Source organism: Streptomyces sp. BR1 (assembly GCF_052373795.1).
GTDB lineage: Bacteria > Actinomycetota > Actinomycetes > Streptomycetales > Streptomycetaceae > Streptomyces.
The window spans coordinates 7,215,433-7,240,124 of sequence record NZ_CM126252.1; the positions used below are offsets into that span (position 1 = coordinate 7,215,433).

A 24,692-nucleotide genomic window follows, 5' to 3' on the forward strand; every position below is an offset into this window, starting at 1 on the left:
GCATGAGGCTGGAGAAAATGCCGGGACTTCGCGTACGTCGCGTACTACCCTCCCCGAATGCCTCAACTCCCCGGTGACGAGCCCCTGTCGGCCCGCTCGCGTTCGCTGTGGCGCGACCGCGACTTCGGCGTCTTCTGGGCCGCGCAGACCCTGTCCGTGGTCGGTGACTCGTTCGCCCTGATCGCGCTGCCGCTGCTGGTGCTGCACGCGACGGGTTCGGTCGCGCAGATGGGTCTGCTGACCGGCGCTGCGGGCGCGGCCGCGGTCGGTGCGGGGGTGTTCGCCGGGGTCGTGGTCGACCGGCTGGACCGCAGGAAGCTGCTGATCGTCTGCGATCTGGTCCGTCTGGTGCTGTACGCGCTGATACCGCTGGCGTGGGCGCTCGGCCTGCAGATCTGGCTGCTGTACGTGGTCCTTCCGCTGGCCGAGGCCGTCGGAATGCTGTTCTCCGTCACGTATGTCACCGCCGTACGGGCGCTCGTGCCGGGCGACCGCATCACGGAGGCCAACGGGAGGCTGAACGCGACGGCCGCCGCGGCCGGAGTCGTCGGGCCGCTGCTCGCGGGCGTGGTGGCGGCCTGGCTGGGCCCGGCGGCGGCCGTCGCCGTCGACGCGGGGAGTTTCGGGGTATCCGCCGCCTGCCTGAGCTTCGTACGGTTCAAGGACCGCGCGGAACCGTCCGATGGCGCGGCGGCTCAGAGCCCGCAACGGGAGTCGATCGGCAAGGAGTTCGCCGCCGGGGTGTCGTTCCTGCGGCGGCATCCGGTGCTGCGGAGCCTGACGCTTCTGCTGTCGGTCTTCAGCTTTCTGACGCTCGGCCTCAACGACCTGATCATCTATCACCTCAAACACGACCTCGGCCAGGGCGACGGCGCGGTCGGCACCGTCTTCGCGGTGGGCGCTCTGGGCACGGTCGTCGGGGCGCTGTTCGTGGCCCCGATCCGCCACCGGCTCGGCTTCGGCGTGACCTGGACCGGCGGCGTCGCGGTGTGCGGGCTCGCCCTGGCGGCGATCGGCTCGGCCGCGAGCGTGGCGGGCATCGCGGCCCTGACTGCCGCGTTCCTCGGATGCGTCAGCGTGTCGGGGACCTGCTCGATGTCGCTGCGCCAGGAAGTGACTCCGGACCACCTGCTCGGCCGGGTCACCTCGGCCTTCTGGACCATCCACTATTCGGCGGCCCCCATCGGCGCGGCCGTCCTCACCTGGGCCGCGCAGCGGTACGGCACGGACGCGGTGTGTCTCATAGCCGGAGCGTGCTGCCTGCTCACCGCGGTGCTGGCCCTGCTCACCCCGGTCCGCACACGCCGCCCCGAACAGGCCGGGCCGGCCGGGTACGCGAAGGCGGACCAGGGCGAGACCCTGGGCCACGGCGCCGACCCGGCAGGGAACAGACTCGGGCAGGATGAGCTCTCATGACGGGTGGGAGACACAAGCTCATGGAGACGTTGCAGCGAGCCGGGCTGCACATCGCGGGGGAGGGGCGGACCGAGGACGTACTGCCGCCACGGGCCGCGTGGCGACCGGTCGTCGCCGGTGAAGCGATGCCGACCGTGAAGGTGAGGGCGGACCAACCTGACCTGGTCACCGAGCTCAATGCGCAGTGGCACCGACTGGCGACCGCGCGCGGGATCCTCGGTGAGGACGGTGTTTTCCTCATCGACGTCGCGGGCGACGGGACAGGCTGTGTGCCCAGGAGTTGGACGCGGGTGCGGCTCATGGACCAGTGGGACCTCGCCGGGGTGCTGGACGAGCGGCCCGGGCAGCCGGAGTTCGTCACCCTCTCCATCGACGGGGACACCTTGCTGGGGGTGACCACTGAAGAGGACGAGGTCTGGCTGATCGCTGTGGACCACGTTCGGGAGTGGCAGGAGGCAGCTGCTCGGGCGGCGTGTCAGGAGAGCCCGCAAGAGGCGGCAGCTGCTTGGGCATCGCTGTTCCAGGGGCCGGTGCCGTCGGAGCGGGTGCGTGAGATGTGGGCGCACGGGCTGGCGCTCAATCCGGCCACCCCCGATGACCTGCGTGCCCGCCTCCTGGGGCTGTCGCACTACCTCCTGTGGCGCCGTCTGCCGACGGCGGTCGTCGAGGCGGCCATCGTCCACCCGGACCGCAAGGTGCGGCAGTTGCTGGCCGAAGTCCACCCGTACCTCACGGCCGAGCAGTGGGCTCGTCTGATCCTGGGCGAGGGGGAACCCCGGCACCGCTGGATCCTCACCCTGCTCGCGGCGGATCGGCGCGCCCAGCTCACCGACACCGCGTACGAGCAGCTCGTCGCCGATCCCAGCGCCCACGTGCGCCAGGAGGCGGCTCGCCTTGACGGACTGCCCATACGTATGGTGACCGCCCTGGCCGCTGACGACGATGCGTCCGTACGGGCCTCGGCCTGCCCGAGGGCCTGGCCTCATCTGGACACTCCGGCTCGACGCGAACTTCTCCACGACCCCTCCGACAAGGTCCGCGTCGAGGCGCTGTTCCAGTACCACCAGGAGCACCCGATGCCCCGGTCGGTCTTCGAGGCCGGAGGACTCGAAGACCGCGCGGTGGACACCTGCCGCCTGGAGCGCTGCCTCGCCGACCACCTGGCCCACCACGGCGAACCGGCCCAGCGCCGCTCCCTCGCGGGCAACCCGCATCTGGCCCCGGACCTGGTCGGCCTCCTCGCCCGGGACCCCGACCAGAGCGTCCGTTCCGTGGTGGCCCGGCGCTCCGACCTCACCGAGGAACAGCGGGCGGACATCCCCATCGACTTCGACCCGCGCGTCCACTCCTACCCACTCGACTGGGTCATGGCACTGCACGAGGATCCCGCTGCCATGCGCCGCTTGTCCGCCTCCGCCCACCCCCTCGTACGCAGAAGCGTCGCCCGGGCCCGGCACCTTCCGCCGGACGTCGTCGAACTCCTCGCCCGCGACGACGACCGTGTCGTCCAGCTCTTCCTCGCGGAATCCTGCGACGACGCGCCCGCCGACATGCTGCTACGGGTGTGGCAGTGGTGGACCGGCAGCCTCAGCAATCCCGACCGCCCCCACGGCCACCCCAACTTCCCCCGTCGCGACCTCCTCCGGTACGCCGACGACCCGAACGCACGGATGCGTCAACTGGCCCTGGACGACCCGGAGTCGACGGCGGATCTGGTGGAGAGGTTCAGCCGGGACAGAGATGAGGAAGTACGGCACCGGGCCGCGACCGACCCACGGCTGACACCCGAGTCGGCCGTTCGGCTGCTCGACGACCCGCACGAGCGCGTACGCGACGCGGCCGCCCGGCATACCGGACTGCCCGCCGGGGTGTTGATCCGGCTGCTGCGGGACCCCGAAACCGCACAAATCGCCGCCCAGCACCCGGAGTTGCCCCTCCCCGTCATGGAACAGATGCTCCAGCGGATCGCCCCTTCGGCCAGTGCCACACCATGACGAGGCGGGGCTCGTTCGGCTAGCGCGTATGGCGGGCGGCGGCGGTGTGTCCCATTCGCGTGATCGCTTCGGTGAGGGCCGACTGGGAGGTGGCGAAGTTCAGGCGGACGTGCCCGGCTCCTCCCGTTCCGAAGATGTGGCCGGAGGAGAGAGCCACCCTGGCGTGCTCCAGAAACAGCTGTGCGGGGCCGGCCAGGTCGGTGACGACCGCGAGGTCCGTGGAGCCGTCTTCCGGGGCGAGGCCGAGGGATCGGCAGTCGAGCCAGGCCAGGTAGGTCCCCTCCGGTCTGGCGTAGCCGATTCCGGGCAGGTGCGCGGCGATGAGCTGCCCCAGCAGGGTTCGGTTCGCGTCGAGCCCTGCCAGCAGCGCGTCGAGCCACTGGTCCCCGTGGCGGTGGGCCACCGTATGGGCGATGACACCCAGGTGGCTGGCGCCGTGGTGGACCTCCTCGGGGATCCGGCGCAGATCGGCAGCGGCCTCGGGTCCGGCGACGGCGAGCGCCGCCTTGATTCCGGCGAGGTTCCAGCCCTTGGTCGCCGACATGAGCGAGAAGGCGTCCTCGGCCCCGGGCACGCTCAGGTAGGGCGTGAAGTCGGCGCCCGGCAGTACGAGTGGGGCATGGACCTCGTCGGCGACGACCCGGATTCCGTACCGGCGAGCCAGCTCCGCCACGGCGGCGAGCTCCTCGACGGTGTGAACCGTGCCGGTGGGGTTGTGCGGATTGCTGAGGAGAAAGGCGATCTTTCCCGTGCCGCTCTGTTCCCGGGTACGCCGGAACGTCTCGTCGAGCGTGTCCGGGTCGATGCGGAGATCCGGCCCGAGCGGTGCCTCCACGATCCGGCGGTCGTCATGGGTGACGAAGGCGTAAAAGGGCGCGTACACAGGGGAGTTGACGATGACCGGGTCGCCGGGGTCGGTGATCAGTCGCAGCACCTGGACCGCGCCCATCATCACGTCCGGGACGAGGGCGGTGCGGTCGACCGCCAGTCCGTCCCATTTCCAGCGCCGTGAGGCGAAGCCGGCCACCGACTCGGCGAACTCGGTTCCGGCGGGGTACCCGGTGTCACCGGCGTCGATGGCCTCGCGCAGCGCGTCGGCGACCGGCGGCGCGAGCGGGGCGTCCATCTCCGCCACCCACAGGGGCAGGACATCCGCCGGATACGTGCGCCACTTCATGCTCCTGCGCCGACGGAGCTGGTCGAGCGAAAGCTCTTCGAGAGGGTTTGAGCACTCTTCGGTCCCGGCGTGTGTGGAGCCGCGTCCACCCATGGCAGTCACCTTCAGTATTTGACCGTCATCTCGATCTCGACGCAAGCGCCCGGGAGTGTCGATGCGGTGACCGCGGGCCCGCTCTCTCGTCAGCAGTGCGGTACGACCTCCCAGGAGCCGGGCGAGCGCAGGTGCAGGCTGCTGACGGCTGTCGAGGTGTGGGGGCCCATGTACTGCCCGGTGCCGATCGCGTAGCTCTGGTCGCCGATGAAGTACGAGCGCCCGGCCAGGTTGTGCGAGACGTTGTCGGTGGTCCAGCAGTTCGGCAGGGGTGTTGTCGCTGTCGTGGTCGTTACTGTCACGGGGGCTGAACGGGCGCCGACGGTACCGGAGTTTTCGACGGCGGCGACGGTGTAGGTGTAGGCGGTGCCGGAGGCCAGGCCGCTGTCGGTGTAGGTGGTGCCGTCGAGCGGGGCTGCGTTGGCTTTGCTTCCGTCGCGGTACACGTTGTACGAGGCCGCGCCGGCGACGGCGTTCCAGGTCAACGAGATCGAGTTCGTGGTGGTGCCGGTGGCGGTGACGCCGGTCGGGGCGGGGAGCGCCGGTGCGGTGGGGGGTCCGGCGATCGCGTTCACCATGTTCGTGATCGCGGTGATCTGTCGGCCGCTCTTCTCGGCGTAGTGGGTGTCACCGCCGTACGCCCACCAGTTCCAGCAGCCGCGGGGGTTGTCGCTCGCGGTGGTGGCCTGGGGGTACAGGACGACCATGTTGTTCGTGTCGGCGTACTCGTTCAGGTTGGCCTCGGCCATGAACTTGTCGCCGATCAGGCCGTAGTACTGGTAGCAGCCGTGGAGGGCGACCATCAGCTTGCACGACGTACCCGTCGCGCAGGATTGCGGAATGTAGGCGAATCCCTCGTTGCCCATGCTGACCGCGGAGGCGCTTTGGCCGGGTGCGTACGCGTTCTGGTCGAACTGGACGAGTCTGCCGGTCAGCGCGGTCGTGGTGGCGGGCCGCACGCTGCCGAACAAGTGGGTGAGCATGTCCTTTTCGGGGTCGCCCCCGCAGTTGTTCACGTACGGAGACGCCGTCGAGGTGCAGGACACCTCGCCGAGCGGGCTGACCCAGGCGTGCCCGGCGCTCGACGCGGTGTCGTAGGAGACGTTGGCGCCGAAGTCGCGGTAATAGGTGGCGAGATCGTCGTTCACTGTACGGTCCACGGTCTTGTCGGAGCTGCCGTGGGAGAGCCAGACGGGGGCGCCGGACAGGTTCGCGACCGGGTCGACACCGCCGGACGCCGCCCGGTCGCGCGTCTCCTGCTCCAGCTGCGCGGGGGTCTTACGGGGGAGGAGCGTGTCCATGCACGCGTACAACGCGGTGGTGAGTCCGCCCTGCGCGCAGTCGTACGGTCCCGCGGAGAAGATCCCGACACCTTTGAAGATCTCGGAGTGCGCGACGTGCAGTTGGTTGGCCAGGAACCCGCCGGACGAAACCCCGGACGCATAGACCGAGTCGATGCTGAGGGGCTGCAAGGATCCCTGGGTGGGGGCGGGGACGGCCGCGACGGCGTCAGCAACTGGGCTCACGGCCAAGGCGATCGCCGCCGAGGCCGCCACGAGGAGACTTCTGACGCGGCGCCACTTCATGTCATGCATGTGCGGGCTCCAAGTACGCGTGGGGGCAGGTGCCGCAAGTGTGGGAGCGGTCAGCGGGCGTTGCGACGTGGGGGCGCGACACATTCGACGGGCTTTGGGTGGTGGGCGTCACCGTTGCGGTCAATCACCGTGGGAGAGGGCCCGATAGTCGCGCGCCGCCCAGACTGGTCCGCTCCGTCACCGAGCGCGGTGGCCCGACTGGAAGTCCGGGTCCGGACCCGGCAGCACTCAGCGGCCCAGACCGCGACCCGCCACGATCATCTGCTGACGCATGAGCATGTTGATCGCGCCGATGCGGGAGGTGCTGGCTCAAGTCCTCGTGGATGAGCCGGAGTTAAGGATGATTCGCCCGGTCCCGGACCTTGTGGCGGCCCGCGCGGCCCGCGCGGCCCGGAGGCCCGGCAGGGTCCGTCCCCGTGCCGGGTCGAGGGGCGTCGTCGCGCAACCGACCCCATCTGCACCACGGATCGTGTGAGTTGCGGGTTGATGGCTGCCCATGCCCCATCTGACAGCCCTCACCCTGTTCCTCCTCCTAACAGCTGCCCCAGGCGGCCTCCGCAGACCCCCAACTGCCAGGAATTGCCGCCGGTTTACCCGCGCTCCCTTCACAAGCCATGTGACATGTGCAATTTTACGGCTGCGACCACCGCAAGTCGCGTTCAAGCCAACGGATCAGCACGGCCCGCGGGTTATCGGAGCCTGCCCGGACGCGCCCGTACGTACAGGGGCGGGCCCGGGCGGACCCGGCAACCTGCGGGATCCCCCACCGCCGCGCGTCGCAGCGCGGCTTTCACTCCGCTGGGAGGCGGCACGTGAACACCCCACCAGTACGACCAATACGGCCAAGAGGAAGACTCGGCGGCCTGCTCATACTCGCGCTCGCGCTGTGCCTGTCGATAGCCATGTTCGCGCAGGCGGGCCGCGCCGCCGCGGACGATCACCGAGGGTCGGCCCCGCGGCCCGTGAATGCCGGAGCGGCCCAGCCCAAGTCACACGCCGCCCCGCCGCCGGTCGGCTCCGCCGCGACCGTGTCCGACCGCGCGGACGAGCGCCGCACCCCGGTCGACGCCACGCACCGGCCTCCGCAGAACCCGGTCCCGTCCCGCACCGCCCCGTCGAAGCTGAGCCACGGGAAAGGCCTGACCGCGGCCTCCTGCACCCCGGCCGACTTCGGCAGCCGCAGCGGATCGGAGCTCGTCGCCTTCGTCCAGGCGTCGACGACGGACTGCGTCAACACCCTGTTCGCCGTGACCGGCACCGACGCCCACAACGCGTTCCGCGAGGCGCAGATGGTCACCGTCGCCAACGCGTTCCAGAACACGGCGCAGACGTACCCCGGGGACAACTCCACCCACGTGGCGCAGCTCGTGCTGTTCCTGCGGGCCGGGTACTACGTGCAGTACAACCACGCCTCCGACGTCGGGCCGTACGGCGCGACCCTCGCCGCGGCGACCGAGGCCGCGCTGGACACCTTCTTCGCGTCCTCGCACTTCATGGACGTCAGCTCCGCCAACGGTGACGTCATGGGCGAGGTCATCATCCTGACGGACAGCGCCAACGAGCAGGCCCGCTATCTGAAGACGTATCAGAAGGTGCTCAACGGCTACAACAGCTCCTACGACGCGTACTGGAGCATGGACACCGCCGTCAACGACGTGTTCACCCCGATCTTCCGCGGCCACTGGAACCCGGCGTTCATCACGGCCGTGACCGCCGATCCGAGCATCATCGACACGCTGAGCACGTTCGCGCACAACCACCTGTCCAAGCTGAACGACAACTGGTTCTACCTCGACTCCAACGCGGGAACCGAGACCGCGCGCTTCCTCGACACCCCCGCGCTGCAGGCGAAGGTCAGGCCGCTGGCCAAGGGCCTGCTCGGTGACTCGGCCATCACCGGTGCGACCGCGCCCCTGTGGGTGGGTGTCGCCGCCATGACCGACGCCAATGACAAGGCCCAGTGCTCGTACTACGGGACCTGCGACTTCGCCGCCCAGCTCACGGCCGCCGCCTTGCCGATCACGTACCACTGCGACGCCGCCCACACCTTCCGCGCCCAGTCCCTGACCAACGCGGCCCTCACCGCGGCCTGCACCAGCCTCCAGGGCCAGGACGCGTACTTCCACAGCATCGTCAAGGACAACGGACCGGTCGCCGACGACCACAACGCGAACATCGAGATCGTGACGTTCGCCAGCCCCAAGGACTACCAGACGTACTCCGGCTGGATCTTCGGCAACAGCACCAACAACGGGGGAGAGTACCTGGAGGGCAACCCCTCCGACCCGGCCAACCAGGCCCGCTTCCTCTCCTACGTCAAGAGCGTGGGCGACGGCTTCCCCGGCGACATCTGGAACCTCAACCACGAGTACACGCACTACCTCGACGGCCGCTACGACATGGCCGGCGACTTCAACGCCGGACAGGCCGTCCCGGACATCTGGTGGATCGAGGGCTTCGCCGAGTACGTCTCGTACAGCTACCGCGGCCTGCCCGACACCGAGGCCATCGCCGACGCCGCCCAGCACACCTACGCACTGAGCACCCTGTGGCAGAGCACCTACGCCAACTCGGACCTGACCCGCACCTACCCGTGGGGCTACCTGGCCACCCGCTACATGGTCGAGAAGCACCCCGCCGACGTACAGAACATGCTGGCCAAGTTCCGCACCGGTGACTACGCCGGTGGATACGCGGTCTACAACACCGGCATCGGCACCCGCTACGACGCCGACTTCAACACCTGGCTCGACGCGTGTGCCGCCGGAGCCTGCGGCGTTGCGGGCAACGGACCGACCGCGGCCTTCGACGCCGCCGTCAACGGCCTGACGGTGAACCTCACCGACAAGTCCACCGACACCGCCGGCACGATCACCGCGCGCTCGTGGAACTTCGGCGACGGCACCACGTCCACCGCGACCAACCCCTCCAAGACCTACACCGCCCCCGGCACGTACACGATCACCCTGACCGTGACCGACGCCAAGGGCCTGACCTCCACCGGCACCAAGTCCGTGACCCTCACCGGCGCCCTGCCGACCTGCACCGGCGCCGACACCCGGGCCCTGGGCCAGAACTGCTCCCGCTCCGGCCGCTCGGCCAACGCGGGCGACCTGGACTACCTGTACCTCTACCTGCCGGCCGGCACCGTGACCCTGCACATCACGACCGCCGGAGGCACGGGCAACGCCGACCTGTACTACAACCCCGACACCTGGGCGACCCCGTCGGCGAACACCGCCCGCTCCACCAACACCGGGAACACCGAGAGCATCACTGTCACCAACACCACCGCCGGATACCGGTACATCAGCCTGTACGCGCAGACGGCGTTCAGCGGCGTCACGGTCACCACGGCCTACTGAGCCCTCCCCGACGGGAGCCCATCTGCCGCGCCTCGCCCGTCCGCCTGCGCGGGCGGGCGAGTGCGCGAGGCCCTCTATCCAGGCCGGTCCGCGGTATGTCACGCTCCGGTCGGGCCGGAGTGGGTGCCCAAGCCATTGCGACGGGAGGCTGATCGGCAATGCGCACATCACGCCGTAGCACAGCACGGGCGACCGCACTCGCACTCCTGGCCGCCGCGGCACTCGCGGTCGGCGCTACGGCGACCACTTCCGCGGCGGGGGCACCCGCGGCGAAGAAGCGGGGGCCGACCTCGGTGGCCTACATCGAGGTGAACAGCGACAGCATGCTCAACGTCGGCAAGTACCGCCTGGCCAACGGCGGCGGCAACGTCTTCGACATCGCCGTGGTGTTCGCCGCCAACATCAACTACGACACCGCCAAGGAGTCGGCGTACCTGTACTTCAACCCGAACGTGCAGCGCGTGCTCGACAACGCGGCGACCCAGATCCGCCCGCTCCAGGCGAAGGGCATCAAGGTCATGCTGTCCGTGCTCGGCAACCACCAGGGCGCCGGGTTCGCGAACTTCCCTTCCAGCGCGGCCGCTTCGGCTTTCGCCAAGCAGCTGTCCGACGCCGTGAGCGCGTACGGCCTCGACGGCATCGACTTCGACGACGAGTACGCCGAATACGGCAACAACGGCACCGGCCAGCCCAACGACAGCTCGTTCGTGTACTTGGTCTCCGCGCTGCGCGACGCCATGCCGGACAAGCTGATCTCGCTCTACAACATCGGCCCGTCGGCGTCGAGGCTGTCCTACGGCGGCGTGGACATCTCGTCCAAGTTCAGCTACGCCTGGAACCCGTACTACGGCACCTGGGGTGTGCCCGACATAGCCCTGCCGAAGGCCAACCTGTCACCGGCCGCCATCGACTTCGGCTCGACGTCGTCGAGCACCGCGGCGAGCCTGGCCAGGCGGACCGTCAGCGGCGGCTACGGTGTCTACTTGACGTACAACCTGGACGGCTCGGACCGGCACACCTATGTCTCCGCCTTCACCCGGCAGCTGTACGGAAGCGACGCGGTGTACACCCCCTGAGTGGGGAGTGGGTCTGCCCGGACCGGCTCAAGAGCCCGTTCGCCGGCAGCGCGTCGGATGACGGTCGCCTTCCGTTCCCTCGTCCTTCAACTGGCAGCCCCTGCCCACTTCGTGTGCCGTCCCTATGTTCTGTTGGGGATACTCCCGGAAGAAGGGGCTCATGGACTCACTGCTGGCGCTCCAGGCTCGTGGGATCACCAAGTGTTTCGGTGAGGTGATCGCGCTCGACGGCGTCGATCTGGAGGTGGCGCAGGGTCAGATCCACGGCTTGGTCGGACCGAACGGCGCGGGCAAGACGACCTTGCTCGGGCTTCTGCTGGGGCTGGCCTTCGCCGACAGCGGCCAGCTGGAGATCCTGGGGACGCGGGTCGGGCGGGGGCTCGCCGCGCCCGACGGTGTCGCGGGCTTCGTGGACGGGCCCGGCCTCTACCCCTCGCTCACCGCCCGGCAGAACCTCGCCGCGCTGGTCGCCCTGCGTGGCCACGACGCGCGGACAGCGGGGATCGACGCCGTGCTCCATGAGGTCGGGCTCACCGATGTCGCCGACGACCGGACCCGCGGCTTCTCCCTCGGCATGCGCCAGCGGCTCGGGCTCGCCGCCGCCCTGCTCACCAAACCCCGACTGCTCGTACTCGACGAACCGGCCAACGGCCTCGACCCGGCTGGCACAAGACATGTACACGGTGTCCTCACCCGGCTCGCGGCGAACGGCACCAGTGTCGTGCTGTCCAGTCATCGCATGGACGACGTCGAAGCACTGTGTTCCGAGGTCACCATCCTCGCCACCGGCAGGGTCGTCTTCTCCGGCCCGCTCGGGAAGCTGGCCGCCGAGAACCGTGAACTCGACTACCGGCTGCTCACCTCCGACCCGCCGACCGCCCGTCGGCTGGCGGCCGAGACGGACGGGATCCGGACCGTCGACGACGCCGAGGGACGGCACGACCCCGATGTGCTCGTGGTGCGCGCTCTGGTGCCCGCCCTCGACGAGCTGGTGAAGCGGCTCGTCCACGCGGGTATCGCGCTGCGCGAACTCGCCCCCGTGGCCTCGCCGCTCGAAACGGCGTTCCTGTCCCTCACCGAGCCCCTCACCGAGCAACCGGTCGAACGGCTACCGGAGCAGCGGACCGAGCCGCAGGAGGCCGGACGATGACCGTGGCCGTCGCTGCCCGTCCTATTTCCGGTGCCCGCCGCGTCCCGGTGGTGCGCGCGTACCGCTTCGAGCTGGTCAAGCTCGTCTCCCAGTGGCGCGTACGCCTGCTGGTTCTCGCCTGCTGGATCGTGCCGGGCGTCTTCGTCGCCGCGGTGGCCCAGCAGAGCACGCTCCCCACGGACACGCTCTTCGGGCGCTGGATGCACGCGACCGGGTGGGCCGGACCGCTGGTGACGCTCGGTTTCGCGGGCAGTTGGGCGCTCCCTCTGCTCACCTCGGTGATCGCCGGTGACGTGTTCGCCTCCGAGGACCGGCTCGGCACCTGGCGCCACCTTCTCGTGGCGGTGCGCTCGCCCCGGCGGATCTTCGCGGCGAAGGCGCTGGCCGGGCTCACCGTCATCGTGCTGCTCGTGGTGGGGCTTGCCTGTTCCAGTACGGTCGGCGGGCTCGCGGCGGTCGGCAATCATCCGCTGGTCGGCTTCGACGGACATACGTTGACTCCGTCGGACGCCGCCTGGAAGGTGCTGCTCGCCTGGGTCTGCGTGCTGGCCCCGACCCTGGCTCTCGCCGCGATCGGGCTGCTCGGGTCCGTCGCCCTCGGCCGCTCCCCGATGGGGCTGCTGCTGCCGGTGCTCGTCGCGCTGGCGATACAACTCGCCCAGATACTGCCGCTGCCCGTGGCGGTACGCCTGGCCCTGCCCGGCTACGCGTTCATCGCCTGGAACGGCCTGTTCACCAGCCCGGTGCAGGGCGGCCCGCTCCTGATCGGCGTCGCGGTCGCCCTGCTGTGGGCCGCGAGCGCGACCGCCCTGGCCTATCTCCTTTTCGTACGGCGCGACTTCACCAACCCGGCGCACGACGGCCCGGGACGCCGCGCGCTCACCGTCGCGGTCCTGCCGTTCGCCGGGCTGCTCGCCGGGACGGTGGCCGTCGTCGCCGCGGCCACGACGGCCACCGGCTCCGGCATCGAGCAGGAGAAGGTGCAGCGCTCGGTCGCCACGGCATTCGCCCACCTCTATCGCACCCAGACCGAGGAGCTCAACCGTCCTGCCGTCACCGAGGCGCAGCTGAAGGCCACGGCGGCGTGCACCAAGGGCAACGTCAGTTCCGGCGCCCATGGGCCGGGCAACGACTGGCGCTGCGTCGTCTCCTGGCACCTCCCCGGCATCGAGACCACCGGACAGGCCGTCTACCAGCTCGACGTCGCCGCGGACGGGCGGTTCGTGGCCGACGGCGACGGGCCGAAGGAAGTGAACGGCTACTTCCTGGTGCGGACCTCGACCGGGGACGCGCCGAATCCGCTCTGGCAGTTCGACGGCAATGTCGAGCTGCTCTCCGCCACCCCGAAGGGATGACTCCTCCATGCAGGTCACACGCCGCCGTCGGAGCGCCGAGAAGGGGCGCTCCGGCTCTGTCGGCAGACGCATCGGCCGACGAACACCCCTGGCAACGGCAGGCATCGCCGCCGTCGCCCTCGCACTGGCCGGCACCGCCTTCGCCCAGACGACGCAGTTCGGCAAGGACCAGGTCGGCCAGATCACCCGTCAGGGCCAGGTCATCTCCAGCGACCAGTACATCGCCCCGTACGGAAGCCGTCTCGTCATCAACGACGGCAAGATCATGTCGTCCACGGTCAGCCCGGACGGCACCCACCTCGCGGCCTCGGTCGCCGACGGCGGGATGGCGCTGGACATCGTGAACCTCAAGAAGGGGAAGGTCCAGCAGCTCATCGGCGACTCCGCCTCGGCGGACCTGCGCATCAGCGGCAACGACGTGGGCCAGGAAGGCCCGACGTACTCCCCTGACGGCAAGCAGCTGTGGCTGGGCCGGACCGACGGCTACACCAAGTTCACCGTGAAACCGGACGGCGGCCTCGCCAACCCCGTATCCGTCAAGATCCCGGCGGACGGGCTCAAGCACGCGCTGGTGGGCGCGGCGGCGTTCTCGCCCGACGGCTCCACCGTGTACGCGGCGGTCAACGGCCAGAACCGGGTGGTCGCCCTGAACGCTGCGACCGGCGCCGTCCAGCAGAGCTGGACCGTGGGCAACGCCCCGCGCGACATCGTCAAGGTCGGCTCCAAGCTGTACGTCAGCAACGAGGGCGGGCGCCCGGCGAAGCCCGGCGACTCCACGATCAACTCGTACAACACCCAGGTGCCCGCCGACCCGGTGACCGCGGCGACCACCACCGGCACGGTCAGCGTCATCGACCTGGCGAACCCGACCGCCGCCGTCGCGAGCATCGACGTCGGTCTGCACCCGACCGCCCTGTACGCCAGCAAGGGCGCGCTGTTCGTCACCAACACCGCCACCAACGACGTCTCGGTCATCGACACCGCGAAGAACAAGGTCGTCCAGACCATCTCCACCAAGCCGTGGCCCGAGGCGTCCGTGGGCTATGAGCCCAACGCGGTGACGTTCTCCCGTGACGGCCGTCTGCTGGTGACGCTCGGCCGCGCCGACGCCGTCGCCGTCTACCGGTACACGACCCCGCAGGAGCCGGTCAGCTACGTCGGCCTGCTCCCCACGGACTACTTCCCGGCGCAGATCGCCACCGTCGGCAACGAGGTGTGGGTCTCCAACACCCGTGGCATCGACGCCCGCCGCCCGGCCAACAGCGCCGGACACGGCACCCACGACACGACATCGAGCCTGCAGCGGTTCCTGCTGCCCAAGGACAGCGTCATCAAGTCCCAGACGGCCAAGGTCTTCCAGCAGAACGGCTGGACCGCCGGTTCGGTCGCGTCGGGCAAGGGCCACGCGCAGCCGGTGCCCGTTCCCGTGCGGCTCGGCGACCCGTCGACGATCAAGCACGTGTTCCTGATCGTCAAGGAGAACCGGACCTACGACCAGGTCTACGGTGACATGCCGCAGGGCAACGGCGACCCGGCGCTGACCGAGTTTGGTGACAACGTGACGCCCAACCAGCATGCGCTGGCCCGGCAGTTCGGGCTGTACGACAACACGTATGACATCGGCACGAACTCCGCCGAGGGACACAACTGGCTGATGCAGGCCGACGACCCGGAGTACACCGAGTCGCAGGCCGGTGAGTACGAGCGCAGCTACGACACCGAGGACGACGCGCTGGGCCACCAGCGGACCGGTTTCCTGTGGACCGGCGCCCAGGCCGCAGGCAAGTCCGTACGGGACTTCGGCGAGTTCCAGCAGTTCCTGACCAAGCCGGCGGACGCGAGCTGGCAGAACCTGTACTGCGACACCAAGAACATGCGGTCGACCGGGCAGGACACCGCCTACCCCCTGGTCTCGTCCTCGCCGATCCCGTCGCTCAACGCCGTGTCGGTGCCCGGCTTCGCGAAGTTCGACACCAGCGTCCCGGACATCTACCGGTACGAGATCTGGAAGCGTGACTTCGAGAAGAACGGTCCGGCGAACCTGAACATGTTCTGGCTCTCCAGCGACCACACCGGCGGACCGCCGAGCGCCGCTGCCCAGGTCGCGGACAACGACCTCGCCACCGGCCGGCTCGTCGACACGATCTCTCACAGCCCGTACTGGAAGGACTCCGCGATCTTCGTGGTCGAGGACGACTCCCAGAACGGCCTCGACCACGTCGACGGCCACCGCGCCCCGATCCAGATCATCAGCCCCTGGGCCAGGCACGGCGTGGTCGACAGCCACTACTACTCGCAGATCACGATGATCCGCACCATCGAGCAGATCCTCGGGACCCACCCGATGAACCAGAAGGACAGCGCGGCCAGCCCGATGACCGCGGCGTTCACCAGCAAGCCGGACTTCACCCCGTTCACCGCGCTGCCCAACCGCACCTCGCTGACGGCGGGTCTGCAGACCCCGCCCACCTGCGGTGAGGACAAGGCGGCGGCGCAGAATCCGCGCGCGGCGATCGTGCCGCCGGCGAAGGTGCCGACGGACAAGCAGCAGCTCGCGGCGCAATGGGAGACCTGGAAGTCGCACCAGCGGCTCACCGGCCCCGATGCCAGGCCCGACTTCGCGAACCCTCAGCAGATGAACCACTTCACCTGGTACCAGACGCATGGGTGGACGCAGCCGTATCCCGGCGAGAACAAGATCTACGCGCCCAAGGACGTGCCGGGCGCGTACATCCCGTCGGCGGAGAACGACGGCTGACGCAGCTGATTTACGACAGGGCCCCGGCCGACGCCACCGTCGGTCGGGGCCCTTTCTCGATGCACCGCAGCGGAAATTCGGATGCGGGTGCTATACGGCCACCCCTAGGCTCCGCTCGCGGGGCGGGCGGGGGACGCCGTATCGATTGTCAAGGGAACGGAGTTGCACGGGGTATGACGAGTCATCTGTTCGCGATCTGCTTCAATGCGCCCCGGCCGTCGGACCTGGCGCGGTTCTGGTCGGGGGTCCTGGGCTGGGAGTTGGCCGACGGTGCGGACGACGATGTCGCGATCCTGCCCCCTGATGCCACCGGGTTCCGCATCCGGTTCCTGCCGAGCCAGGAGCCGAAGATCGGTCAGAACCGTGCGCACTTTGACCTCACGAGCACCTCCCCGGAGCATCAGCAGCGGACGGTGGCCAGGGCGCTGGAGCTCGGCGGGAAACACATCGACGTGGGCCAACTCCCGGAAGAGGGGCATGTGGTGCTCGCCGATCCGGACGGCAACGAGTTCTGCGTCATCGCGGCAGGCAACAAGTTCCTCGCCGACACCGGCTTCATCGGCGCACTGGCCTGCGACGGCACGCAGGAGGTCGGCTACTTCTGGAGCGCGGCGCTGCGCTGGCCGCTGGTCTGGGACCAGGACCAGGAGACCGCGATCCAATCGCCCGACGGCGGCACGAAGATCACATGGGGCGGTCCTCCGGTGGCGCCCAAGACGGGCACGAACAGGCTGTACTTCGAGCTGGCGCTCCCCGCCGACGCCGACGGGGAGGCGGAGGTCGACCGCCTGATCTCGCTCGGCGCGACGCGCAGGGACACCGGCGAAGGCGACGGCGGTCGGACGCTGCTGCTCGACCCCGACGGCAATGAGTTCGCCGTACAGAAGCCCCGGTAGCGGGGGCTTCTGTACGGCGCGCTGCCTCGTAAAGCCTTACGAGACCGGCGTCAGCACCCCCACCCGGGACTCGATCTCGGCGGCCGCCGCCAGGCACAGGTCCTCGCGGAAGGGGCGGCCGACGAACTGGACCCCGGCCGGGAGTCCGTCGGCAAGGCCGGTGGGCACGGCGACGGCCGGCAGCCCCGCGAGGCTCGTCGCCGTGCACAGCCGCATCGCCGACGCGACCCGGTCGCGGCCCGCCCGGTCGCGGGACTCAAGACCCGGCTCGACCGGCGGTTCGGTGAACACCGGCCCCAGCAGCAGCGGATAAGTGTCCAGGAACTCGGCCCATGAGCGGCGGATGTTCAGCCACGTTCCCATCAGCCGCATCACCTCGTCGGCGGTCGCGGGGGAGGCGTCCGCCATCACCATCGCGATGTAGCGGTCGCCGCCCGCGCCCAGCAGGGTGCGCACGACCGGCCAGTTCGGCGCGAACTCGGCGAGCGTGATGGCCATGTACGCCTCCAGGGTCTCGTCGAGCCGCGGCACGTCCGCCACCTCGCGGACCGTGTACCCGGCGTCGGCCAGCGCCTCGGCGGCCACGGCCACGGCGGCGGCGATCGACGGGTGGACCCCGCGCCCGCCCGGGTCGGTGACGACCGCCACCGTCGGCGGTGCGGGGAGCGGTTCGCCGTACGCGGGTACGGGCACGGCCCACGGGTCGCGCGGGTCGGCCCCGGCCAGCGCCTCGTACGCGAGCCGGAGGTCGGCCACGGTGCGGGCCAACGGGCCGTCGGTGACGATCAGTTGGGAGGCCGGGCCGGGGTCCTCGGGGCCGAAGACCCGGCGGTCGGCGGGGAAGCGTCCGGGAGTCGGCTTGAGGCCCGTCACCCCGCAGAACTGGGCGGGGACGCGGATCGAGCCGCCGGAGTCGTTGCCGAGGCCGAGCGCGGCCATACCGGTCGCGACGGCCACCGCGTCGCCGCCGCTGGAGCCGCCCGGGGTGCGGGAGGCGTCCCAGGGGTTGAGCGTGTCGCCGTAGAGCTCGCTGCGGGTGTGCATGCCGGCCAGGACGAGGGTGGGCATGTTGCTGTGCCCGACGGGGATGGCTCCGGCCGCGCGCAGCCGGGCCACGGGCGGGGCGTCGGCGGTGGAGACCAGGTCGCGGAAGCGCGGCGAGCCGAAGGTCGTCGGTACGCCCTCGATGGGCGTGGTCTCTTTCACAGTGAACGGCACGCCCGCGAGCGGCCCCAGCGCCTGTCCGGCGGCGCGGGCGCGGTCGGTGGCGACGGCGGCCTCGCGGGCGCGGTCCGCCAGCAGCTGGGTGACGGCGTTGACGCGGGGGTTGACCTCGGCGATGCGCTCCAGATGGCTCTCGACGAGTTCGACGGCCGAGAGCTCCCCGGCGCGGACCGCGGCCGCCTGCTCCGTGGCCGACAGCCGCCACAGGTTCTCCGGCCGGGGCGTACGCATGACCATGTTCCGTTCCTCTCCTCACGCCGCGACGGCCTTTCCGATGCAAGCGCATCGGAATAGTAGACTGGGATCCGATGCGCGCGCATCGGAATATGGCGGGTCAAGGGAAGGCGGACCGGGTGCCGAAGCAGGTGGACCACGAGGCGCGGCGGCAGGTCATCGCCGAGGCCGTGTGCACACTGGCCGACGAGAAGGGCCTGGAGGGTGTCACGCTGCGCGATGTCGCCGCGCGGGCGCAGGTGTCGATGGGCGCGGTCCAGCGCTGCTTCCGCACCAAGGAGGAGATGCTCGTCTTCGCCCTCGGATACGTGGGCGAACGCGTCGCCGACCGCGTACGGGCCCGGAGCCTGCGCAGCCCCGCGCAGTCCGCCGGCACCGTGCTGGGGCACGCGGCGGCCGAGGTCTCACTGCTGCGGGCGGAACACCGGGCCGAGGCCCGCGTCTGGCTCGCCTTCCTCGCGCAGGCGGCGGTCAGCGAACCGCTCGCCGCGATCCTGCGGGCCAACTACGCGGCGCTGGAGGACATGTTCACGACTCTGGTGGCCGAGGCCGCCGCCCCGGCAGACGAGCCGGACGCCCGCCGCGCGGCCCGCACCCTGCTCGCCCTCGCGGACGGCCTCACCACCCACGTCCTCATCGGCCATCTCACCCCGGAGGCGGCCCACGACGTCCTGGACGCGCACCTCGCCGTCCTCCTGTGAGGTGTGGCCAGCCCCGGTCAGACCGTCGCCGGGTCGGTCACGGGGATGCCCAGGTGCTCGGCGACGGCGGTGAGAGCCGTTCCGAGGGGGAGCGCGACCCGGGTGACGGCGTGCTGGTCGCCGCGGGTCGGGTCCCGGTTGACGATCACCACCGGTGTCCCGGCCTGGGCGGCCTGGCGTACGAAACGCAGCCCGGACATCACGGTGAGCGAAGAGCCCAGGACCAGCACGGACGTCGCCTCGCCCACCAGCGCGCGGCAGTGCGCGACCCGCTGGGGTGGAACGGTTTCACCGAAGAACACCACGTCCGGTTTGAGGATGCCGCCGCAGACGGTGCAGGGCACCACGTGGAAGTCCCCGACCTGGTCGTCGGTGAGGTCGGCGTCGCCGTCGGGGTTGATTCCACCGGCCACCGGCGCGAAGCCCGCGTTGGCCTCCTCCAGCCGTCGGGCGAGCTCACGGCGCGGGCTGTTGTCTCCGCAGGTGAGGCAGACGACCCGGTCCAGGCTGCCGTGGAGCTCCACCACGCCGTCGCTGCCCGCGGCCTGGTGCAGCCCGTCGACGTTCTGGGTGATCACACCGCTGAGCAGGCCGTGCCGCGCGAACGCGGCAACGGCCCGGTGTCCGGCGTTGGGCCGGGCGTGGCCGAAGGTGCGCCAGCCGAGGTGACTGCGTGCCCAGTACCGGCGCCGGGCCTGGGCGCCGGCGGTGAAGTCCTGGTAGGTCATGGGTGTGTGGCGGCTGAGGCTGCCGCCCTCGCCACGGTAGTCGGGGATGCCCGACTCCGTGGAGAGACCGGCTCCGCTGAGCACCAGCACACCGCCGGTGCTCAGCGCGTCGGCTACCGGCCCCAGATCCGTGGTGCCGGGCGGCAGGCTCACGTCGGGGGTCCAGCTCAGCGTGGGGCGCATGCGCATGCAGCCAGCGTACGAAACGGGCGGCGGAACCGGCGCAGAGCCGTTCTGGGGGCGGATGGTCGCCGTCGGGTCAGGAGCGGGTGCTCCGGCCCTGCCACGGCCAGCGCCAGGCCCGCGCGGGCGCCTCGTCGCGCGGATGGCCGTCGCACCACTGGCCCGCCGGTACGTTCGCCTTGACCTGGGAGATGTGCATGCCGCAACCGGCCCAGGTGGTCTTGCCGCAGGTGCGGCATGTCTTCGCTCGGCACATGTGTAGTTCCTCGTTCACTTTCCGGATATGACGGCGCGGGAGTGGGAGGCGGCGTACGGCGTCGAAGGCGGGCACCGCACCGCCGCACGGTTCACGCCAGCTCTCCGTCCAGCAGGGTCAGGGCCGCCTCCAGCCGCTCGCCCGCCTCGCGCGCGACCTCCGCCACGCCCGGGGCGTCGGTTACCTGGGCCATGACGGCGGGGTTGATCGCCTCGACCACTGTCACCGACGCGTCGGCGGGGTCCTGCCGCACCACGACGTTGCAGGGCAGGAGCAGCCCGATCTCCCGGGTCGCCTCCAGGGCCCGGTGGGCCAGCGCGGGGTTGCAGGCTCCCAGGATCACGTAGGGCTCCAGCGTGACGCCGATCTTCTCCGTCAGCGTCGCCCGCACGTCGATCACCGTCAGCACGCCGAAGCCGTGCTCGCCAAGCGCGGCGCGCGTCTTGCTGACGACGTCGTCGAACGTCGTACCGGTGTAGGAACGGCTCAGACCCAGGTCCATCGGATGTCACTTCCTTTGTCCGTCGATACCCCCCTGGGTATTCCAGTGTGCCCTATGCGGCGCTCACCTCGACGCGTCGGGGCTCCGGTGGTGTGTTTCGGAGCCCCGCAAACGGCCCGCGGGGCCGGTCAGTATGCTGCGCGAGTGATGATCGACGGGGTGGAGATGCGCGAGGTCACACTCGCGGACGCTGCAGGTCTGGCGGAGTCGCTTCGGCGCAACCGAATGGCCATGCGGCCCTTCGAGCCCTACCGGCCCGAGGAGTTCTACACCGAGCAGGGCCAGCTCGACAGGATCAGCGGACTGCTCGCGGACCGTGAGGCCGGGCGCGTACGGCCGTACGTACTGATCGACGCGGCAACCGGCACAAGTGTCGGGGGCATCAACCTCGGCAGCATCGCCCTCGGCCCGTTCCGCAGCGGCGGCCTCGGCTACTGGGTGGACCAGGAGTGGGCTGGCCGGGGACTGGCGACGGCCGCGGTGCAGGAGGTCTGCCGCATCGCCCGCGAGGAGGTCGGTCTGCACCGTGTGGAGGCGGGCACCCTGGTCGACAACACCGCCTCGCAGCGCGTGCTCGCCAAGGCGGGATTCGAGCAGTACGGCACCGCGCCCAAGTACCTGCACATCAACGGCGCTTGGCGCGACCACCGCCTCTTCCAGCGGCTGCTGCACGACGACCCGCCCACCGACTGACGGCCGCCGGAGCACCCGGGCTCTGCATGTGAGAGGGAGACGCCAACGTATGAACACGCTGCCATCGCCGCCTGGAGCGCAGCGGTCTGACGGATCGCCGGTCCGGATCGGCGCTCTCGTTCCGCTGACTCGCCCCGGCTGGGTCGAGGCGGGCCGACACCTGCTCGCCGGACTGGAGCTGGCCGTTGGCGACGTCAACGACGCCGGCGGGATCGGTGGAACGCCACTGGAGTTGGTGGTCCGGGACACCGCGGCTGATCCGCAGCGGGCCGCGGCGGCCGTTGACGAACTGGCCCGCCTGGGCGTGGCCGCCATAGCGGGGGAGTACCACAGCGTCGTCGCTCGGGCGGCCGCCGCCAGGGCCGACGCCCTCGGCCTGCCGTTCCTCTGTTCGTCGGCGGTTCTCGACACGCTCACCGAACAGCCGACGGAATGGGTCGCGCGCATCGCCCCGGCGCAGTCCCACGGCTGGCAGATCTACGCGGACTTCCTCCTCGGCGCGGGCCACCGTCGCATCGCCGTGGCAGCCGAGCCGAGTGTCTACTGGGCATCAGGGACCCGGATACTGCGGGACCACCTCGCTCCACGCGGCGGCACCGTGATGGACCTCGACATGCGCGCGCTCACTCCAACAGCCTTGTGTGACACGCTTGTTGACCACCGCGCCACAGCCCTCCTCCTTCTGGTCGGCCACCCGGATCCGGCCGCGCCGATCGTCCAGGCTGTCCGCCGCGACCAGCGCCTCGCCGAGATCCTGATCGGTGCTCCGGCCGGGCAGCCGGAGTTCGACGAATGGGCGGCGTTGCTCGGCGACGACGGCGCCGCGATCCCGTTCCTGCGCTATCTGCCCGAGCGCCTCGGCCCGCTCGGCGTACGAGTCGAGACGGCCCTGCGCGAACGGCTGGCCCAAGCACCCTCGTTCGTCGCCTTCGAGGGCTACGACACCGTCACCGTCCTCGCCGATGTGCTGCGTTCGCATGGCACGGACCGGGCGCGCATGGCCGAGTCCTGGCAACGCGTCGCAGTCGACGGCACCCGGGGGCCGATCCGGTTCTCCCGCACGCCGGCCATCAGCGTGTGGCAATGGGCGTGGGTGCCCGTCCAGGTCGTCGACCGGGATCCAGCGGACCTGGATCGCCTGCGGATCCTTCACGTCGGCTGAGAGAGCACGAAGGCACGGCAGCCGCCGCCGGCCCGGGGCCGTCGTACGCTCCGGGACGGCGGCGGGGACGAGTCCGGCAGCCGGGCCTGCGGGTTACGCGGGTTGTTCCGGGGCGTGGGCCTTGATCACGGCGAAGCCGCCGCCCTGCGGGTCCGCGAGGACGGCCATGCGGCCCGCGGCCATGTCGAAGGCCGGGGCGCGGACCGATCCGCCCGCATGCACGGCGGCGGCCTGGACGCTGTCGACGTCGTCCACGCAGAAGTACGGCATCCAGTGCGGCGGCACGCCCGGCGGGAGGGCGGCGAGGTCCATCATCCCGCCGATCGAGCGCCCGCCGACCTTGAACTCGATGTACCCCTCGGCGCCCGCCATCTGCGTGGGCGCGGTTTCCAGTGGGAGGACGGCCCCGTAGAAGGCGGCGGCCGCGCGGGTGTCGCCGGTGTTCAGCTCGTTCCAGATGAGTGCGCCGGGCTCGTTGACGATGCCCGCGCCGTCGAAGGTACCGGCCTGCCACAGACCGACGACGGCGCCGGTCGGGTCGGTGATGACGGCCATCCGGCCGAGGTCCATGACGTCCTGGGCGCCCATCATGACCGAGCCGCCGGCGTCGGTGACGGCTTTGAGGGTGGCGTCGACGGAGTCGGTGGCCAGGTACGTGGTCCACGCGGTCGGCGGCATCGGGTCGGGCACGGTGCCGTCCGGGTTCATCGCCTTCATGATCCCGGCGACGGGCTTGCCCTTGAGGTGGCACACCGAGTAGCCGCCGGTCTCCGGCGGGCCGATCTCGCCCTGCCAGCCGAAGAGGTCGCAGTAGAAGTCGAGGGCGGCCTGCTGGTCGGGGACCATCAGGTCGATCCAGCAGGGGGTGCCGGGTTTGTAGGGGCCGCTCATGTCGGGCACGGGTGCCTCCGGGAGGTGCGCTGGGGTGGGACGGGGCGTTCTGTACCCGATTCGCGAGCCGCCAACCGAGCCGAACGGGTGAACGATGGCCGCCCGGCAGGGGATGTCGGTCGTCAAGATCGATTGTCAGTGGTGGGTGGCAGGATCGAAGTATCAAGTCGGTCGGGAATGAGGGGGGACCTGTCATGTCCGGAAGCCAGAACTACATCAACCACGTCGCTCTTGTGCTGGATGCCAGCTCGTCGATGTCACACCTGAGCCGTAAGGTCGTCGAAGTAGCCGACCAGCAGATCGCCTATCTTGCCCGCCGGTCCAGGGAGTTGGAGCAGGAAACCCGCGTGACGGTGTACGTCTTCGCGGACAAGGTGGAGTGCGTCATCTACGACAAGGACGTGCTGCGGATGCCGTCCTTGAAGCAGTTGTACCGGGTCGGCGGGATGACGGCTCTGCTGGCGGCCGCGCTGAAGTCGCAGCGGGAGCTGGCGCAGACGGCGCAACTGTACGGCGACCACAGCTTCCTGACGTTCGTGCTGACCGACGGGCAGGAGAACGCGAGTCATCGCAGCCCGGACGCCCCCGGCAGGGATCCGCGTGCACTGGTGAAGGCCGTCGCCGAGATGATCGAGACGCAGCAGGACAACTGGACGCTGGCCGTCCTGGTGCCGGACCAGATGGGCAAGCGCGAGGCCATGCAGTGCGGCTTCCCCAGGGACAACATCGCCATCTGGGACGCCACCAGCACCCGGGGTCTGGAGGAGGCCGGGCAGGTCATCCAGCAGGCCACCGAGAACTTCATGGTGGGCCGCGCCCAGGGCATCCGGGGATCGAGGGCGGTGTTCTCCACGGGGGCCGAGGCGGTCAACAAGGACACGATCAAGGCAGCCGGACTCACTCCGGTGGATCCGTCTCAGTACCAACTGATCCCGGTGGCGCGCGACGCAGCGATACGTGACTGGGTCATCGAATGCGGGCACACCTACCGCACGGGCTGTGCGTTCTATCAGCTGAGCAAGTCGGAGAAGATCCAGGCGCGGAAGCAGATCGCGGTGCTGGAGAAGAAGACGGACCGGGTGTACACGGGACCCGAGGCCCGGGCCCTGCTCGGCCTGCCGGACGCGGAAGCCCGCGTGAAGCCGGACCACAACGACGACTTCACGATCTTCGTGCAGAGCACCAGCGTGAACCGGAAGCTCGTGGCACACACCCGGCTCCTGCTGATGATCTGACGACGCGG

General features: G+C 70.2%; 19 protein-coding genes. 12 read left to right on the plus strand and 7 right to left on the minus strand.

What is annotated here, in order from left to right:
- The first annotated feature begins 57 nt into the window (after positions 1-57).
- A complete protein-coding gene (locus tag ACT1U9_RS31915; RefSeq protein WP_444536102.1) occupies positions 58-1,416 on the plus strand; it encodes an MFS transporter in 1,359 nt (452 codons plus the stop codon).
- A gap of 20 nt (positions 1,417-1,436) precedes the next feature.
- Positions 1,437-3,410: a PE-PGRS family protein gene (locus ACT1U9_RS31920; protein ID WP_444536103.1), complete on the plus strand. Its 1,974-nt coding sequence runs from the start codon at positions 1,437-1,439 to the stop codon at positions 3,408-3,410.
- A gap of 19 nt (positions 3,411-3,429) precedes the next feature.
- On the opposite strand, the gene ACT1U9_RS31925 is transcribed toward ACT1U9_RS31920, so the two are convergent.
- Together ACT1U9_RS31925 and ACT1U9_RS31930 are read right to left on the minus strand one after the other, a co-directional pair.
- Entirely contained in the window at positions 3,430-4,680 is a 1,251-nt protein-coding gene (locus ACT1U9_RS31925; RefSeq protein ID WP_444536104.1) for a MalY/PatB family protein, read from the minus strand.
- Positions 4,681-4,769: 89 nt separating this feature from the next.
- Entirely contained in the window at positions 4,770-6,275 is a 1,506-nt protein-coding gene (locus ACT1U9_RS31930) for an extracellular catalytic domain type 2 short-chain-length polyhydroxyalkanoate depolymerase (protein WP_444536105.1), read from the minus strand.
- Positions 6,276-7,177: 902 nt separating this feature from the next.
- Here ACT1U9_RS31930 and ACT1U9_RS31935 point away from each other — a divergent pair.
- The 6 genes from ACT1U9_RS31935 (at position 7,178) to ACT1U9_RS31960 (ending at position 16,875) form a co-directional block, all read left to right on the plus strand.
- The gene (locus ACT1U9_RS31935) at positions 7,178-9,640 is read left to right on the plus strand and encodes a collagenase (RefSeq protein WP_444539306.1); all 2,463 of its coding nucleotides are present in this window, start codon (positions 7,178-7,180) and stop codon (positions 9,638-9,640) included.
- A gap of 158 nt (positions 9,641-9,798) precedes the next feature.
- On the plus strand, positions 9,799-10,716 hold the full coding sequence (locus ACT1U9_RS31940) for an endo-beta-N-acetylglucosaminidase H (protein WP_444536106.1): 918 nt from the start codon (positions 9,799-9,801) through the stop codon (positions 10,714-10,716).
- A gap of 160 nt (positions 10,717-10,876) precedes the next feature.
- Positions 10,877-11,866, plus strand: coding sequence for an ABC transporter ATP-binding protein (locus tag ACT1U9_RS31945; protein WP_444536107.1), 990 nt, complete (start codon positions 10,877-10,879; stop codon positions 11,864-11,866).
- Positions 11,863-13,221, plus strand: coding sequence for an ABC transporter permease (locus tag ACT1U9_RS31950; RefSeq protein WP_444536108.1), 1,359 nt, complete (start codon positions 11,863-11,865; stop codon positions 13,219-13,221). The genes ACT1U9_RS31945 and ACT1U9_RS31950 overlap by 4 nt, the downstream gene beginning before the upstream one ends.
- 7 nt (positions 13,222-13,228) lie before the next feature.
- Positions 13,229-15,979: an alkaline phosphatase family protein gene (locus ACT1U9_RS31955; RefSeq protein WP_444536109.1), complete on the plus strand. Its 2,751-nt coding sequence runs from the start codon at positions 13,229-13,231 to the stop codon at positions 15,977-15,979.
- Between the two features lie 173 nt (positions 15,980-16,152).
- Positions 16,153-16,875: a VOC family protein gene (locus ACT1U9_RS31960; protein WP_444536110.1), complete on the plus strand. Its 723-nt coding sequence runs from the start codon at positions 16,153-16,155 to the stop codon at positions 16,873-16,875.
- 36 nt (positions 16,876-16,911) lie between these two features.
- On the opposite strand, the gene ACT1U9_RS31965 is transcribed toward ACT1U9_RS31960, so the two are convergent.
- A complete protein-coding gene (locus ACT1U9_RS31965) occupies positions 16,912-18,336 on the minus strand; it encodes an amidase (protein ID WP_444536111.1) in 1,425 nt (474 codons plus the stop codon).
- A gap of 116 nt (positions 18,337-18,452) precedes the next feature.
- Between ACT1U9_RS31965 and ACT1U9_RS31970 the strand changes: the two genes are divergently transcribed.
- Positions 18,453-19,034 carry a TetR/AcrR family transcriptional regulator gene (locus ACT1U9_RS31970; protein ID WP_444536112.1) on the plus strand — a complete coding sequence of 194 codons (582 nt, stop codon included), beginning with the start codon at positions 18,453-18,455 and terminating at the stop codon, positions 19,032-19,034.
- A 17-nt stretch (positions 19,035-19,051) separates the two neighbouring features.
- Here the strand turns inward: ACT1U9_RS31970 and ACT1U9_RS31975 are convergent, their stop codons facing one another.
- From ACT1U9_RS31975 to ACT1U9_RS31985, 3 genes are all read right to left on the minus strand, one after another.
- Positions 19,052-19,951: an NAD-dependent protein deacetylase gene (locus ACT1U9_RS31975; protein WP_444536113.1), complete on the minus strand. Its 900-nt coding sequence runs from the start codon at positions 19,949-19,951 to the stop codon at positions 19,052-19,054.
- 70 nt (positions 19,952-20,021) lie between these two features.
- Positions 20,022-20,201 (minus strand): hypothetical protein, encoded by a 180-nt coding sequence (locus ACT1U9_RS31980; protein WP_444536114.1) that lies wholly within the window; start codon positions 20,199-20,201, stop codon positions 20,022-20,024.
- Between the two features lie 91 nt (positions 20,202-20,292).
- Positions 20,293-20,703, minus strand: coding sequence for a DUF302 domain-containing protein (locus tag ACT1U9_RS31985; RefSeq protein WP_444536115.1), 411 nt, complete (start codon positions 20,701-20,703; stop codon positions 20,293-20,295).
- Positions 20,704-20,850: 147 nt separating this feature from the next.
- On the opposite strand from ACT1U9_RS31985, the gene ACT1U9_RS31990 reads away from it, so the two are divergent.
- Together ACT1U9_RS31990 and ACT1U9_RS31995 are read left to right on the plus strand one after the other, a co-directional pair.
- Entirely contained in the window at positions 20,851-21,396 is a 546-nt protein-coding gene (locus ACT1U9_RS31990; protein ID WP_444539307.1) for a GNAT family N-acetyltransferase, read from the plus strand.
- A gap of 49 nt (positions 21,397-21,445) precedes the next feature.
- Complete coding sequence (locus ACT1U9_RS31995; RefSeq protein ID WP_444536116.1) at positions 21,446-22,558, plus strand: ABC transporter substrate-binding protein; 1,113 nt, start codon at positions 21,446-21,448, stop codon at positions 22,556-22,558.
- Positions 22,559-22,651: 93 nt separating this feature from the next.
- Here the strand turns inward: ACT1U9_RS31995 and ACT1U9_RS32000 are convergent, their stop codons facing one another.
- Entirely contained in the window at positions 22,652-23,449 is a 798-nt protein-coding gene (locus ACT1U9_RS32000) for a VOC family protein (protein ID WP_444539308.1), read from the minus strand.
- 194 nt (positions 23,450-23,643) lie between these two features.
- On the opposite strand from ACT1U9_RS32000, the gene ACT1U9_RS32005 reads away from it, so the two are divergent.
- On the plus strand, positions 23,644-24,684 hold the full coding sequence (locus ACT1U9_RS32005; protein WP_444536117.1) for a vWA domain-containing protein: 1,041 nt from the start codon (positions 23,644-23,646) through the stop codon (positions 24,682-24,684).
- Positions 24,685-24,692 lie beyond the last annotated feature (8 nt).

Bases quoted from the DNA above. Each gene is read 5' to 3' on its own strand.
- ACT1U9_RS31925 (WP_444536104.1), bottom strand. From the start codon at position 4,680: ATGGGTGGACGCGGCTCCACACACGCCGGGACCGAAGAGTGCTCAAAC.
- ACT1U9_RS31930 (WP_444536105.1), bottom strand. From the start codon at position 6,275: ATGCATGACATGAAGTGGCGCCGCGTCAGAAGTCTCCTCGTGGCGGCC.
- ACT1U9_RS31955 (WP_444536109.1), top strand. From the start codon at position 13,229: ATGCAGGTCACACGCCGCCGTCGGAGCGCCGAGAAGGGGCGCTCCGGC.
- ACT1U9_RS32005 (WP_444536117.1), top strand. From the start codon at position 23,644: ATGTCCGGAAGCCAGAACTACATCAACCACGTCGCTCTTGTGCTGGAT.
- ACT1U9_RS31975 (WP_444536113.1), bottom strand. From the start codon at position 19,951: ATGCGCATGCGCCCCACGCTGAGCTGGACCCCCGACGTGAGCCTGCCG.
- ACT1U9_RS31995 (WP_444536116.1), top strand. From the start codon at position 21,446: ATGAACACGCTGCCATCGCCGCCTGGAGCGCAGCGGTCTGACGGATCG.
- ACT1U9_RS31950 (WP_444536108.1), top strand. From the start codon at position 11,863: ATGACCGTGGCCGTCGCTGCCCGTCCTATTTCCGGTGCCCGCCGCGTC.
- ACT1U9_RS31945 (WP_444536107.1), top strand. From the start codon at position 10,877: ATGGACTCACTGCTGGCGCTCCAGGCTCGTGGGATCACCAAGTGTTTC.
- ACT1U9_RS31980 (WP_444536114.1), bottom strand. From the start codon at position 20,201: ATGTGCCGAGCGAAGACATGCCGCACCTGCGGCAAGACCACCTGGGCC.
- ACT1U9_RS31920 (WP_444536103.1), top strand. From the start codon at position 1,437: ATGGAGACGTTGCAGCGAGCCGGGCTGCACATCGCGGGGGAGGGGCGG.
- ACT1U9_RS31960 (WP_444536110.1), top strand. From the start codon at position 16,153: ATGACGAGTCATCTGTTCGCGATCTGCTTCAATGCGCCCCGGCCGTCG.
- ACT1U9_RS32000 (WP_444539308.1), bottom strand. From the start codon at position 23,449: ATGAGCGGCCCCTACAAACCCGGCACCCCCTGCTGGATCGACCTGATG.
- ACT1U9_RS31965 (WP_444536111.1), bottom strand. From the start codon at position 18,336: ATGGTCATGCGTACGCCCCGGCCGGAGAACCTGTGGCGGCTGTCGGCC.
- ACT1U9_RS31915 (WP_444536102.1), top strand. From the start codon at position 58: ATGCCTCAACTCCCCGGTGACGAGCCCCTGTCGGCCCGCTCGCGTTCG.
- ACT1U9_RS31935 (WP_444539306.1), top strand. From the start codon at position 7,178: ATGTTCGCGCAGGCGGGCCGCGCCGCCGCGGACGATCACCGAGGGTCG.
- ACT1U9_RS31985 (WP_444536115.1), bottom strand. From the start codon at position 20,703: ATGGACCTGGGTCTGAGCCGTTCCTACACCGGTACGACGTTCGACGAC.
- ACT1U9_RS31990 (WP_444539307.1), top strand. From the start codon at position 20,851: ATGATCGACGGGGTGGAGATGCGCGAGGTCACACTCGCGGACGCTGCA.
- ACT1U9_RS31940 (WP_444536106.1), top strand. From the start codon at position 9,799: ATGCGCACATCACGCCGTAGCACAGCACGGGCGACCGCACTCGCACTC.